The 13,790-nt window shown below is 54.7% G+C and carries 10 protein-coding genes and 2 pseudogenes; 3 read left to right on the top strand and 9 right to left on the bottom strand.

The window, feature by feature from the left end:
• Positions 1-94: 94 nt before the first annotated feature.
• The 4 genes from JMI88_RS32140 to JMI88_RS32125 form a co-directional block, all read right to left on the bottom strand.
• Entirely contained in the window at positions 95-970 is an 876-nt protein-coding gene (locus JMI88_RS32140; protein ID WP_373323992.1) for an ABC transporter ATP-binding protein, read from the bottom strand.
• 43 nt (positions 971-1,013) lie between these two features.
• Positions 1,014-1,976 carry an ABC transporter permease gene (locus JMI88_RS32135; protein ID WP_201366174.1) on the bottom strand — a complete coding sequence of 321 codons (963 nt, stop codon included), beginning with the start codon at positions 1,974-1,976 and terminating at the stop codon, positions 1,014-1,016.
• Positions 1,977-2,752: 776 nt separating this feature from the next.
• Entirely contained in the window at positions 2,753-3,652 is a 900-nt protein-coding gene (locus JMI88_RS32130) for a hypothetical protein (protein WP_201366134.1), read from the bottom strand.
• A complete protein-coding gene (locus JMI88_RS32125) occupies positions 3,653-4,222 on the bottom strand; it encodes an RNA polymerase sigma factor (protein WP_201366133.1) in 570 nt (189 codons plus the stop codon). It abuts the gene before it with no gap.
• A 322-nt stretch (positions 4,223-4,544) separates the two neighbouring features.
• Here JMI88_RS32125 and JMI88_RS32120 point away from each other — a divergent pair, with 322 nt between their 5' ends.
• On the top strand, positions 4,545-5,366 hold the full coding sequence (locus JMI88_RS32120) for an IS6 family transposase (protein ID WP_201366132.1): 822 nt from the start codon (positions 4,545-4,547) through the stop codon (positions 5,364-5,366).
• Between the two features lie 117 nt (positions 5,367-5,483).
• On the opposite strand, the gene JMI88_RS32115 is transcribed toward JMI88_RS32120, so the two are convergent.
• The gene (locus JMI88_RS32115) at positions 5,484-6,059 is read right to left on the bottom strand and encodes a DinB family protein (RefSeq protein ID WP_007913552.1); all 576 of its coding nucleotides are present in this window, start codon (positions 6,057-6,059) and stop codon (positions 5,484-5,486) included.
• A 182-nt stretch (positions 6,060-6,241) separates the two neighbouring features.
• Here JMI88_RS32115 and JMI88_RS32110 point away from each other — a divergent pair, with 182 nt between their 5' ends.
• Complete coding sequence (locus JMI88_RS32110) at positions 6,242-7,546, top strand: NF041680 family putative transposase (protein WP_201366131.1); 1,305 nt, start codon at positions 6,242-6,244, stop codon at positions 7,544-7,546.
• Positions 7,547-8,355: 809 nt separating this feature from the next.
• Here the strand turns inward: JMI88_RS32110 and JMI88_RS32105 are convergent.
• Positions 8,356-9,690: an IS4 family transposase gene (locus tag JMI88_RS32105; RefSeq protein ID WP_201366130.1), complete on the bottom strand. Its 1,335-nt coding sequence runs from the start codon at positions 9,688-9,690 to the stop codon at positions 8,356-8,358.
• Between the two features lie 71 nt (positions 9,691-9,761).
• On the opposite strand from JMI88_RS32105, the gene JMI88_RS32100 reads away from it, so the two are divergent.
• Entirely contained in the window at positions 9,762-10,946 is a 1,185-nt protein-coding gene (locus JMI88_RS32100; RefSeq protein WP_236023145.1) for an IS110 family RNA-guided transposase, read from the top strand.
• A 114-nt stretch (positions 10,947-11,060) separates the two neighbouring features.
• On the opposite strand, the pseudogene JMI88_RS32095 reads toward JMI88_RS32100, so the two are convergent.
• The 3 genes and pseudogenes from JMI88_RS32095 to JMI88_RS39775 form a co-directional block, all read right to left on the bottom strand.
• Positions 11,061-12,705 (bottom strand): annotated as a pseudogene (locus tag JMI88_RS32095) (IS1182 family transposase).
• Positions 12,706-13,024: 319 nt separating this feature from the next.
• Positions 13,025-13,507 (bottom strand): annotated as a pseudogene (locus JMI88_RS32085) (IS3 family transposase); the annotation flags it as partial.
• Positions 13,417-13,638 (bottom strand): hypothetical protein, encoded by a 222-nt coding sequence (locus JMI88_RS39775; RefSeq protein ID WP_236023162.1) that lies wholly within the window; start codon positions 13,636-13,638, stop codon positions 13,417-13,419. The gene JMI88_RS39775 and the pseudogene JMI88_RS32085, both read right to left, overlap by 91 nt.
• Between the last annotated feature and the right edge of the window lie 152 nt (positions 13,639-13,790).

Genomic DNA, 13,790 nt, shown 5'->3' with positions numbered 1-13,790 from the left:
AGGAAAGAGAGCCATGCGCACTACCGCTTCCTCACGTCCACACTTTTGCAAAGGTTTGAACAACCTCGCCTCCTGGGATGTGTGTACACTTCTGTCAGGCACGGACCACTTGTCTGCCCGTCGCCAGCAGATAAGCCTCTTCCAGGCTAGAGTCAACGACGACAGCAGCCTCGTGCGGGCGCGTAGCGCTGATGAGTCGCAGCGTGATGCCGTTCATCTGGTTGACCATTGTGCTGACTTGATAGCTCGCCTGTAACTGTAGAGCGGTGGCCGGATCGGTGGTTACACTCCAGACCTTGCCGGCGGCGTGTGCCAGCAACATTGCCGGCGTCGTATCGGCCAGCACGCGCCCCTCCTGCAAAATCAACAAACGGCTGGCCACGGCCTCGACATCGCTGATGATATGGGTGCTGAGAATAATAATTCGGTTGCGGGTCAGGCTGGCGAGCAGGGTGCGAAAACGCACGCGCTCGGCAGGATCGAGTCCGGCGGTCGGCTCATCGACAATCAAGAGTTCGGGGTCGTTCAAGAGGGCCTGGGCGATGCCGATGCGCTGCTTCATGCCACCGGAATAAGTGGGCAGTTTGCGGTCGGCCTCCTGCTCCAGATTCACGATCTCCAATACTTCATCGACGCGCCTGTTGACAATGGATTTAGGCAGCCCTTTCATCGAAGCCAGGTAGCGCAGGAACTGGCGTCCGGTGAACTCCGGGTAGACGCCAAAATCCTGGGGCAGATAGCCTAACACCTGCCGGAGCGCTTGGCCATATGCGCGGATATCCTGCCCGTTCCAGCGGATGCTCCCCTCGCTGGGCTCCAGCAGCGTCGCGATCATGCGCATCAAGCTCGTCTTGCCCGCACCGTTGGGTCCAACCAGCCCTAGCATACCGGGCTCGCAGCGCAGCGAAAGCTCACGCAGCGCGAAGTCGCGCCCATAGCGCTTGCTCAGGCGTTCAATCGTCAATTCCATCATGTTTCTCTCTTTCTTTTTTGTGCGCTCATGGACAAACATCTTAGCTGAGCGTGTCGCGGGAGCGCTGGAAGGCAAGGGCCGCGACCAGCACCAGCACCAGGCTGACCCCGGCCAGCAGCAGGTGTGGCGCGAACCAGCCCGCGAGGTCGGGCACCTTGTTCTCAACGCTGAGAATGAACTGCTGAAATTGCGCTTCGTTCGTGATCGTTGGGCCGAGGTGAATGGCGTACGCAGGAAGCAGCCCAAGCGCGGTTATCCCGCTGGTCGGGTCCCAATTGACGTACCAGGCAGGAGGAGTGGTACCGCCTAGCCCGAGAGGGATCACCAGCCCCCCCACGATCCACATCACCATGATCACCACCTTGACCAGTGTGGACAGGCGCGGGAGCAGGGTGCTCAGGGCAAAACCGAAGTTGCTCACCAGGATCGTCGCCGATATTGCCATGCCGACCCAGAGAAGCAGCACATTGCCAATCTCTGGCGCTGGATAGTCGGTGACGGTCAGATGCAACAGCCAGCCCATCCCCAGGGTGGAGGCCAGCAACAGGAGCGCCAGTCCCAGACTCATCACCAGACCCGCCAGGTAGCGTCCCCAGACATACGCCCAGGTTGGCAGCGCGGTGGTCATCAGCAGTTCGTGAGTGCGCCGGTTCAGGTCCCGCGTCACGCCATCAGCCGTGACAAAGGGCAGGAGGAGGGCCAGCACCACCAGGATGATTGGCAGGGTACGAAGAAGTCCTCCCGCGCTGGTTCCGGCAACGAAGCCGCTGAGCGGTTCGCCACCACCGCCACCACCCGCCACGCCTGCACTGATTTGGTCTGGAACGTGCAGGGCCCACGTCATGAGGAGCAAGAAACCGAAGAGGCCGAGAGCTTGAAACCAGAAGAGGCGGGAAGCTCGGAAGCGACGGAACTCCCAGGTCATCACGCTCAGAAACAGGCGAGAGCTCTTGTCGATAGACCGGGTTTGCTGGCCGGTACTGGCCAGCGCAGTAATACTCATAGGGTGGGCGCCTGGCGCCTTATCTCGTTGCTGGGATAGGTTTCCAGGTGTCTCCCTCCGAACCGGACGGACCAATTTCTCAATATCCGGCTCTCCAGCCGTTCCCAGTTGATCTGGTTTTGACTTGTCTTGATCAGCGTTCTGCATTGCGCATACCTTTCTCGTTGGTCAAATGAACGACCTGTTTCCCTTCGCCGTGTAACAGGTTTTCCCTGTCTCGGACTACTATGGAAACTCTGTAGCCGTATCAGGTATTCAGAAGCTCACTTCATAGCTCATTCGAGTGTCCCGACGTAGGCTATCTCCGTTTAGCTTTCCTCTGTACCGAATGATGGTTTAGGTTCCCGTTCGTTTCTTTCACGTGCTTCCTGCACGCTGAGGGAAGGCCAGAGAGTCCAGAGGACGCCCATGATATCCCCTGGAGGCTTTCCCTGCGCACGTTTCAATCAGCATACGTGCGCCCCGGAGATGAAAGCCAAGAAACTGGGCTTCAAGCAGTTTAGCTTTGACCATGCCATCAGTTGGTCTTGCATCGCCACCTGTAAGCTGACTTCCAGATCCGATGCTTTCCTGGTATGCTCTGTTCCCTTTTGGCGTTTCCGTCTCAGGTTAGCCAGGTGACCACGCGGGATCTCTCTACCCGCGACTCCGTTCAGGAGCATTACAAGAAGTGCCTTTTACGGACGCAAATGGTAATCTCCTTTTGTGTATTCGAGTTTGCAGCACGAGCTGCACGTCCCCTCTTACGAGCCAGCCCCCAAAAAGGTTCGCGAACCCTATGGTTGAGGGAGCAGGCGATGCATGTCGGTATGGATGCGCAGTAGCGCGATGACCAGTAGCGCCAGGCCGATGCAGCCCGGCAGCACCGCAAGCGCAGGCGCGAGCAGGAACACCTGAAGAGGGGAGATGATGCTGATGGCCAGGAAGGCCAGCCAGCTCCCATAGGCCAGGGAGGCTGCTGCCTGAACCGAGAGGCGCAACGAGAGCAGCAGGGCCAGCCCCGCTACCAGGAACAGGGGCATGAGCCAGGAGAGCGTCAGCGCCAGCGCCTGCTCAGTGCCACCCGCCCAGAGCACCAGGCTCAGCGCGAGACCCAGGCCCACATCATAGCCCAGCACAATTACTAGCCGGGCCAGGGCCAGTTGCAGCGGTGAGGGTAGGCAGACCAGCTCCAATTCCAGGGTGCGCGCTCCTCTCCCGCGAAAGGCAACGATGGTCCCCAGATAGGCGAGCAGGGGCCCACTGACTCCCAACACCAGTGCCTGAACCAGAAGCGGATTGCTCACCACAATCCTTGCCCCTACCAATGCTTGATCTGAAACCACGTTCAACACAACCCCTGCGCCTACCAGGGTGATGAGCGCGCTCACCAGCCAGAAGCCCAGACCAAAGAGGCAGACCTGCGCGCGGGCCGTTGCCAGCAGCCAGGATATGCGATGCTGCCGGTGCTCGCGGATGGCCTGGCGCACGAGTGAGAGCGCAGGCAGCGCAGGCGCCAGTCGGGCGAGCAGGCGCCGGGTGTCTGCGGGGTCCGGCTGTGGCGCCTGCCACTCGGAGAGGCGACGCAAGGCGGGGAGCAAATCGGCACACTCTTCTGGCGTAGCTCCCTGCTCGCGCAGCATATCTGCCAACTGCTCTGGTTGCTCAAATGGCCAGGAGGATTGAGGATGGGGCATCTAGTCCACTCCTTTCTGTACTGGAACCAGCACGTTGCGCAAGCGGTGGACGCCCACCGAGAGCCGCGATTTGACTGTACCCAGCGGGATGTGAAGCGTCTCAGCGATTTCTTGTAAGCTGAACCCTTGATAAAAGCGCAGCAACAACACGACGCGATATTCCTCACGCAGCTGAGCGAGCGCCGCTCGCACTTCGCTGCCCTGCTCTGCCGCCAGGACATGTTCTTCCGGGGAAGACTCGCTGTCGTACAGGTAGAGCAGCGCTTCCTCAGAGTCACCACTTTGCCAGCGTTGTCGCACCGCGGCTGACTTGAAATAGTCGCGTGCCAGGTTGGTGGCAATCGCGTAGAGCCAGGGCTTGAATGGGCGAGCGGCCTGGTACGTGTGCTGCCGCAGCACGTGCAGCAGGGTTTCCTGAACCAGATCTTCGGAAAGCTGCCGATCTCCGCCGACGAGACGATAAAGATAGCCGAGCAGTGGGGCGTGATGGCGGGTCACCAGCGCGGCTAATGCCACCTGATCGCCTGTCATCACGGCTATCATCAACTGCTCATCGCTTTTCTCTTGCATAGGACGCTGGTTAGCTCCTTCGGTCGTGTGCTGTTTCCTGTTACGAGCGAGAGCCACAAAAGGTTCGCGCGTGCCAGGCGCATCTCGCTTGGTGGAAGTTCATCAGTGATGGTTCTCATTTCCGCGTCTTGGGGTCATCCGCAAGCAGATCACTCCGCGCCAGGAAAGACACGAGGCATCGGAGCAAGGCAAAAGCCTGACCATCCTCTCGGAAAGGGGGTAGAGGCGATGGGTTCTGTCAGAACTCAAACTCCATTTGGCACAGAGGCTCCATTTCTGGTATGCTGATCTCATCATTTGATGGAGCAAGGAATGTTGAGCAATGAGCTGTCCTTTTTGTACTGCAATCACGACCAGGAAACGCGCAAAGAAAACCAAACTTGGCTACACGACGTTCTTTTGCACTCAGTGCAGACATACATTCAACGAACGAACTGGCACTCCTTTTAACTATCTGGAATTTCCGACAGACATTGTTCTGCTTGCGGTCATATGGCAGCTCCGCTATAAGCTGAGCCTGCGGGATGTGGCTGAGATGTTTTTAGCGCGCGGCTTTCCTTTCACGCATGAAGCCATCCGAGACTGGGAAGCGCGGTTTGCGCCCTTGATAAAGGATCAGTTACGCATCAAGAGGCAGGGACAAGCAGGGAGGTCCTGGTATGTCGATGAAACCTACATCAAAGTGCATGGGAAATGGTGTTATTTATATCGGGCGATCGACCACGAAGGTAATCTGGTTGATTCTCTGTTGAGCGAGAAGCGAAATATGGAATCAGCTCAGAAGTTTTTCAGACAGGCGGTTGCTGTGGTTGGTTCTGTTCCCGATCAGGTGATAACCGATGGCCATACGTCCTATCCGCGTGCCATCCGCGAGACAATGGGCAACCATGTTCAGCATCGAACGAGCAAATACCTCAATAATCGGCTAGAGCAAGATCATCGGGGCATCAAACAGCGGTATTATCCCATGCGCGGCTTTAGAACAGTTGAAGCGGCAGCACGCTTCTGTTGTGCCTTTGACGAATTGCGCAATGATCTCCGTCCTCGCCGCATCATGGGCGAAGTGGTCTCGCTCCGGGAACAACGACAGGCTTTTCTCCAGCGTCTGGCCGTTTTGCAGACAGTGATACAAGCAGCCTCATAGGTCAATGAGTGAGAGGTAAGCATTCCATGCGTCCATTAAGCTTTTCTGTGATCTCAGTTCTGACAGAACCTTTTTGCAGAGCTATGGAGCGACTTTAGCCGCCCCATCACAACAATGTCACACACGAGACGCGCTTGCCTGGTGCACTATTTCACGCATTTGATCCAGATGAGATGCATCGTGGTATAAACCCAGGATAAAGCGGCCAATGGCATTGAGTTCGCCAGCTTGCGGGAAGAATGAATATGTCATTATAGTATCCAGGTGAGGCTCGTCAGGCCACGCGTCGAGCATAGCTTTACGCATACGACGGCTCTCCTCAAGACGCTGGCGCACCTGAGCGATACTTGTCACGCTCTCCCAGGGAGTCTCGTAACGCGAACGACCCTCAACCTGCAGACCACGGGCCAGCACGAGAGCCAGGGCGGCGGCCTCTTCGGATGAAGCGGTGGCGTGAACCACCACGTGGCCCAGGGTCCACGCCAGGGCGGCCTCTTCAGAATTCCCAAAGGTATCGTTCGCCTGGGGATCTAGCGGCACGAATGTCACGTCCGCATCAACTGTATCAGTAATGATCTCTTGCATTACATTGATCGTTTCATCGGTAAGCTGATAAAGATCGGTCTTTGTCAGACCAGCGGCTATGTCTGCCAGGGTCTGAGAGCCGCTTGTCACTGCACTAAAATCGAGCATAGGGGTCTCCATCAATGAATTTTTGTTAGGAAGTAAAAGGATCTCAGGTTCTTTCAGCGCCTGTTTTCCTTATTGACGTTTAGATAAACCAGTAAAAAAGGCAGCCTTGGATTGCCAAGAGCCGCCAATGGATGTAGTGTACTTGCAAAACATAAAGCAAAGAAAGCAAAGGACACTACATCGTGCACTTTAACACATTGAAGCAATTTCGTCAGCACGCCTATGGCTGTTTTGAACGGGGAGCCGATAGCTTGTTCAATACGTGCGATGCCCTCTTGAGTGAGCCGCACGCTCGTTCGCTGGTGGAACTCTCGCTTTCGCCATGCTTTGAGCGCCGTTGGCCCAGTCTCTATCAAGCGCTTGAACATGGCCAGATCAATGAGCACGTTTTGCGAGCAATGACGCTGGAAGCGGTGCTGCAGGAGCTCGACGATCAGGAGCCACTCTGGATTGGCGTTGATGCCAGCAGTATTGGCCGACCTGAAGCCGAGACAAGTGCCGACCGAGGAATCATCTACGTCCCCAATTTGCCTCGCGTGACCAAACCGGTGAGCGCGGGATGGCAGTTTTCGACCGTCATGTTGCTGCCTGAGCAACCAAGCAGTTGGGTTGCCATCTTGGATCAACGCCGCATCAGTACCAGTCAAACGGCCATTGAGGTCGCCATTGCACAACTGCAGGAACTGCTTCCATTGATCACACGTCCGGTCGTGGTCCTGGCCGATCGCTGGTATGCCAGCGCCGAGTTCTTGCGAGCGTGCCAGCAGTTGGGATGTCGCGTGCTCATTCGTCTCAAACGCAATCGGAAGCTGTATCGAGCCCCGGTGCGCACTCATGCCCGAGGCAGAATGCCCCTGGATGGTCCTGTGCTGCAAGGAAGTCGACCTGAAACGTTGAGCGGAGAGAACGCAAGCTACCAGGACCATGATCGTGCTGGCAAGCTCATCAGCGTAACACGCTGGGATGGATTGCACGTTCGGCAAGCGCGTGATCTGTCCCTGAGTGTCGTTCGTCTCATTCGAGAGGGAGCCAAGGACAGCAAGCGCGATCCTCGTGAGAGTTGGTTTGTGATGCTGGGACCTGATATCGCCTTGTCCGACATCTCCTCGGTGTATGCTCGGCGGTTTTCTCAGGAACATGGCTATCGCTTTATGAAGCAAGATTTGCTCTGGGCTCAAGCACATGTGCGTACGCCAGAACAATTTGAACGCTGGAGTCTGTTGGTCGCCTTGGCTTTCAACCAGCTGTGGCTGGCTCGTTCGTTGGGGCAAGCCTGCTTTCGCCCTTGGGAAAGCCACCAGCGGCCAATCACGCCACGGCAGGTCCGTCGTGTCATGCCAACGATTTTGCAGCAGCTTGGCACACCCACTCGTGTGTGCCAAAGACGAGGAAAATCGCCTGGGCGACCACCGGGGTTCCGTCCCCGACCCGCTCCACGCTATCCGGTGGTCCTCAAAAGCAAGCCGAAAGCCACATCGAAGGGCTGACGAGCTTGGATGATGACCCCCCATGATCCAGTTTTCTCTTTTTCGGAACGTGCACACCATGTTCTGACAAGTCCTGTTTATCTAAATGTCAATTCCTTAAGCAAGCTGAGATTATTCAGCTCTCTCTACAAAACACTTTATTGAAGCAACTTATTCCATCCCGGTCAATGATGGGCACCCGTACAAAAAGTGGCAAAATAGAATATCACCGTGTATTTGGGGCTTGTCCCCAATAACTTTTCATTTTTGCATGCAAAAAATGACGGACACCCATGCCTTACCATTTCTGTTGTTTGTCGGAATAGTTGGACTTTTCACATATTTAAATCTACATTTATATTGACCTGCATTGAATTTAGCTGAGAGCATTTCTTAACCATGAAAAGAGGGGAAAGCCAATTTTTATGAGTTAAAAAAAGGGCTCATACACAGCTTTGAAACGTCATGCGCCGCAGGCGCACCACTCCGTATGAAAAAGGGTAGAATCAAGGTGGCAGCGTTCCAGAGAAAAGACGACCAACAGTATACAGCGTCCGAACGTGTTTTTGAAACTGTACTGAGGTGTCTGGACGAACCACTCCATGTTGCCCAATCGGTGAGAGCCGAGTGCAAGAGCACGAAGAATACACTGTACAAGAACAGACACCCCCTGGGATGGTGCCGCAGATAGGTGGGATAAAAAAGAAAGGAGCGAGAACCATGAGCCTGGAAGTGATGTATGAACGGTGTGCAGGGATAGATGTGCATCAGCGCTTTGTGGTGGTGTGCTTGATTCTGGTGGAGGGAGGAAAACGGCACCACCATACGCATTAAGTTAAGCATAGTTCCCAATCGAGTCCCTCCAACAGAAGTTGGGCGGTGCTGGGATGGCTTCGGCGTCTTTGAATGCGACAGCCCGATTTCATCCCACGCACAATTGAATGCAAGACTTGTTCTACCTTCCCTTCATATAAGGCAACCATGATACGGTTCGCTTCTCTACGAACGACCGCGGCTGCTTGAACCAAACTGCGCCAGGGATCATGCCAACAGCCTTCATGGATAAGCCATTGCTGGATCACCATCGCAGCCAGTTTCGCGTAGAGCTCGCAGAGAATGCGCCAGCGTTTCTTCGTGCGCCATTCGTCAATCTGACCATGTTCTTTCCACAAACGGAAGAGCCGCTCGATTTGCCACCGCAGCCGAAGGAGCACCAAGGCTTCCGGCAAGCTGAGTCGAGCATGCGGCACATTACTGACCACGATGGTCCAGCCTGCCAAATACAGCAGTTCCTCGGATGGCCTGGTGCTATGATCCTGGGCTCGCTCTCGAATGCGCTTGCGGCGCTGCTCAGCAACCTTCTCAGAAACCCGGATCATGATCAGTCGCACTGGGAGCCTTGCCTGTTTGCCCAGGAGCACGCCCATCTCTTTGGCTTCTCCCTCCCGCTGCGGTAATACTCCTCGCAGTTCGATCTGATGCCCAGATCTGGTAAAGAGGCCTGTCCCGTATTGCCACCGCATCACAAAAAAGCGTTTGCTGCCCTCTGTGCGGTGAGCTAAGCCAGTTAAACGTCCCAAACTGAAAAAACCGAGGTCGGCTAGGTAGAGTCCACCATCAGGCAGCGTATCTGTGTTGAACGGACTCTTGGTATCAGTCTGTCGTCCATCCGTCAGCCGTGGCCCTTCCAGCTTGCCACCCAGCACATCCCAACGCACGAACAACTTGACTGCAGCGGCATTGACCTGCTCCCCGTTTCCCCATCCTTGCCAGATTGAGGCCAACTCTGCGGGCAAGAGGATCGAAGAACTATCCTCGACGATGACGGCGCGAAACCGGCGTAAGAGAGCCACATCGACTGCCTCTGCTTGTATCTGCACCTGCGTGAGCCGCTCGAGCACCTGTTGCAGAAAGGTGGCTGCCGCTTGAGTAAAGCGCTGGCTGAATCCCGAGGCCGTGACGTTGACCTCGCGGCGCGAGAGCAGTTGGACAAAACCTTCCACACGCTCATCAGGTCGCTGTAACCATCCCAGAATCAGTGCTTGCGCAAAATCGGCTCCACTGATCACTCGCTCGCGTTCAATACATCCGGTTTCTCTCGCCAAACGCCCGGCTTCCTCTTCCAAGATCTGCTTTAACGCCTCAGCCTGCTGTGATACACTCATCGCTGTGAACTCCTTCTTCATCAGGAAAATCGGTTTGATGTTTGTTTTCATGATGTCAGATGGAGTCTTTTTTGGCCATCTTTCTTAACTTAATGCGTATGGAGGGAGGAAAACGGCACCACTACCTCCGCACGTTTCGTCATGAAACGGCGGATCTCCTGGCCCTGCGTGCCTGGTTATTGCAAGAACGATGTACACATGTCGGCATGGAAAGCACGGGAGTATATTGGATGTCGGTGTATCGACGCCTGGAGGGCTTCTTCGAGTTGGTGGTGGCCAACGCACAACATATCAAAGCCGTGCCCGGGCGCAAAACGGACGTGCAGGATGCAGAATGGATTGCCAGTTTGCTCCAACACGGACTCTTCAACCCCAGTTTTGTGCCCAGCCAGGAACAACAAGACCTGCGGGATCTCACGCGACTGCGGGTGAGTCTGGTCCGAGAACGCACTCGCCTGGTCAATCGGGTGCATAAAGTGCTCGAAGAGGCTGGGATAAAATTGGCAACGGTTCTCAGCGATATTCTGGGCTTGTCTGGGAGAGCCATCTTACAGGCACTCTGCGAAGGGGAACGTGATCCGGAACGGCTGGCCAAGCGGGTGCATCCGGGTGTGCAGGCGAGTCAGGAGCAGATCGTGGTGGCTTTGACGGGAGAAGTGCGAGAGCACCATCGCTTCTTGCTACGAGAGTTGCTCTCCCTGATTACCGTGCAAGATCGCTCGATCACGCACCTGGAAGAGGAGATCGAGCGCCGCTTGCACCCTTTTGCAGAACAGATCACGCGCTGTGAAAAGATCAATGGGGTGAGCCGACACGTCCTGTACGTGTTGATGGCAGAGGTAGGAACCGATCTTCAGCGCTTTCCCGATGCCGAGCATCTCAGTTCTTGGGCTGGTGTTTGCCCGGGACAGAAGGAAAGCGCAGGAAAGCGGCTGAGTGGCAAGTGTAAGAAAGGCAATCGATATGTGCGAGAGGCGCTGGTGCAAGCTGCCCATGGAGTGCGTCGATCGCGCACGTACTTGGGAGAGCGGTATCGCCGTCTGAAAAAACGCCGAGGGAGTAAACGAGCGGCGTTGGCCATTGGACACGATATTCTCGTCATTTACTGTCAGATGATGAAAACTGGTCAGGAATATCAGGAGAAAGGAGTGGAGTTTTTCCAGCAAGGGGATCGCAGCAAGTTTGGGCGCCAACTGGTTCGTCGTCTGGAACATATGGGGTATCAACTCACGCGGCCGCCGCAGCCAGTAGCCTGAACAGCAAAGATCGATGACGAAGAACTTCTAGACAAACCACGACCAGAGAGAGTGGGTGAGGGGAGGCTTCTGTATTTTTTTTGGTATTTTCAGAATACACTGTTGGGAAACCTCCTAAGCCGCAGCGTACAGCCTCTGGAATGCCGAAACACGTGTGGGAGCGAGTTCGTCGCCATCTAACCAGGCAACCACGCGAACCAGATTGATAGCGGCGGCTATGCCAATATGCTGGAGGTGAGTTTTTGCCAAACCGATATAGCGCGATCGCCGGAGACCAAAGGCGCGAACGCCTTGAGAAATGGTAGCTTCGATCCCTGAACGCAATGCGTACTGTCGAGAGAATTTTTTTGTGGCCTGGGCTTTCCGAGCTGTTTTCAATGCTTCATATTGGTGCTGAGGCCGCACGGACAAGAGGCGTCGAGGAGCACGAGACTTTGAAGAGGTACAGCGTGTGAGGGCTGGGCAGCGTTGGCAGTCTTTCGTTGAAAACCGAATTTTAATCACCTCATGCTGGCGAGTATCAAATGTTGGTGTCCAACTGACGCTCGTCTGTCCTTGTGGGCATATCGCCTGCTTCCGTTCCCAATCGATAACAAACTGGCTGGCGTCAATCCCCTGGTCCGTATTCGCCTGCCATTTGACATCGGGATGGGCAGGGCTAATGATTTCAATTCCAAAGCGAGATTCGGCATCGGCCAACACATCTGCATTGATGTAGCCAGCATCCAGCAAATGCTGACGAGGCGGCATCTGGGCTTGTTGCAAATCAGCCTGAATGACCTCTGTCATGACAACGTCACTTGTGGGCGCAGGCGTCGTGGCGACATGAACGATCAAATGAGGCTGATCTTGCTCACAGGTTTCGGTCAGATGGACCTTGTAGCCAGTCCAGCGCGTGCTGTATTTCTTACCGTAGCGTGCCTCGTGATCGTAAGGAGAATTGATGAAGAGCGCTGCCGGAGGAATATCTGGCTGTTCGCGCCAATGGACCTGACCATCCTCAGAGCGGTAGTTCTGTATCCAAATGCGACGAAGCCCATCAACTGCAGGAATTTCACGCAACCACGCCGGAGCAGCCGGATCAAACAGGTTGGTGAGGAGTTTCCACCCATCTTGTCCAATAGTTTCGGCCACCGCTAGACGACTCTCCTGACTCTTCGGAAAGAGCTTCTCTTCGATGCGATGGCCATAGCGGCGAAGCCAGATCTCATCACTGTGCTCCAGCAGCCAGTCTCCGGCCACAACTGCCAAGCTGTTGAGGACAAAACGCATGGCCTCTCCTACACACATCAGTCTGTTAATGGCTCGCACTTTGGCCAGAATATGTGTGGAGTCTGTTCGCTGTTTTCCTCGTTCTTTCAGCCACCCTTGCTCTTTGAATAACGTCAGCAGAGCATCTAACAAGGCTTGCTCCGCGTTCCCTTGAAGGAGACGCGCGCGAAAATCCGAAAGCACTGTAAAATCGAAACCGGAGTCACCCTAGCAAATACTTCCAATCAATCCGTCCGCGAACCGCATCAGCGGCTTGCCGGTCAGGTAATTCTTCTAGAAACTGGAGGACAGTGATCAAGGCGAGCCGCCATGGGGCTTGAGCTGGTCGCCCATTGTCTGGAAAGAGATGCACAAACGATTGATTCTGGTAGATGGTCCCCAGGGCATCCCGCAGTTTCAGATACGGATTGCCTTTCGGATAGGCTGCACGAGCGACACGGATGGTTTCCTCTGGGATCGAAAAGTCGTTTTGCGAATGCAATGTCATGGATTTTCTCCAGCTTTCAGGTTCTTTTTTGGTTTCTTCTTTTGCTTCTCATCCTACCATACAGAAGGGCTCCTGAAAGCGGAAGGGTTTCCCAACAGTGTCAGCTTTGGTGAAAGAGAGCTTGCTTGATGGCCCCTCTTATCTTCGAAAAGAGCGTGAAGGACTCTCATGGCTTATCAAGAGTCTTGGAATTGACCCGTTTTTGGAGGGGACTCAAACGGAAAAAGTGAGTCCATAGAGATGCATCAAAAGAGTATGTAACTGGATATTTTTACGTATTACGTAATACGTATATTTTATCATATAAATCGGACATTCGTCAAGAATACGCACCATCTGTCTGTGTTCCTTGTTTTTCATACTCAACAGGACTCAGATAGCCTAAAGAAGAATGTCGTCGCTTTCGATGATAATACACTTCGATGTACTCGAAAATCGTTCTTTTTGCCTCATTTCGACTGGAAAAGACGCTTGTCTCAGCACACTCTTTCTTCAGTGTCGCCCAAAAGCTCTCGATCATCGCATTGTCGTAGCAATCTCCTTTTTTGCTCATACTCACCTGAATCTGGTGCTCGTGCAGCAGCATTTGATACCTGGTGCTGGCATATTCGCTGCCGCGGTCTGAGTGATGAATCAGGCCAGCGCCTGGCTTGCGCTGCAGAAGTGCCATCTGCAATGCGGTTTGCACCAACGATGTATCATGCTGCTCACTCATGGACCATCCGACGATTCTGCGTGAATAGACATCAAGGACGCCTGCCAGATAAAGCCACCCTTCTCGCGTCTCAAGGTATGTAAAGTTGGGTAGGGACCCAGCGCCTTCTCCTGTTGCCAGGCCAGGTTTCTGTGACCCCCCCACCAAACCGGACGTACCGGTTTCCTGGTATCCGGCTTTCCAGCTCTGCATGGTTTTTTCGGTTCGGCTCTCTGCATTGCGCATCCCTTGCCGTTTTATCCATGCATCACCTGTGTCCCTTCGCTACGTAGCAGGTGTTATCTGCTGCCAACTACTACGGACACTCCGTCACCATGACAGGTTTTCAGAACCAAGACGCATAGCCATTTCTGGCACCCTGTTTTAGGTG

It is taken from the genome of Dictyobacter formicarum, assembly GCF_016587435.1.
Note: the sequence above shows the minus strand (reverse complement) of the source record. Positions and strands in the feature narration are given on the sequence as shown.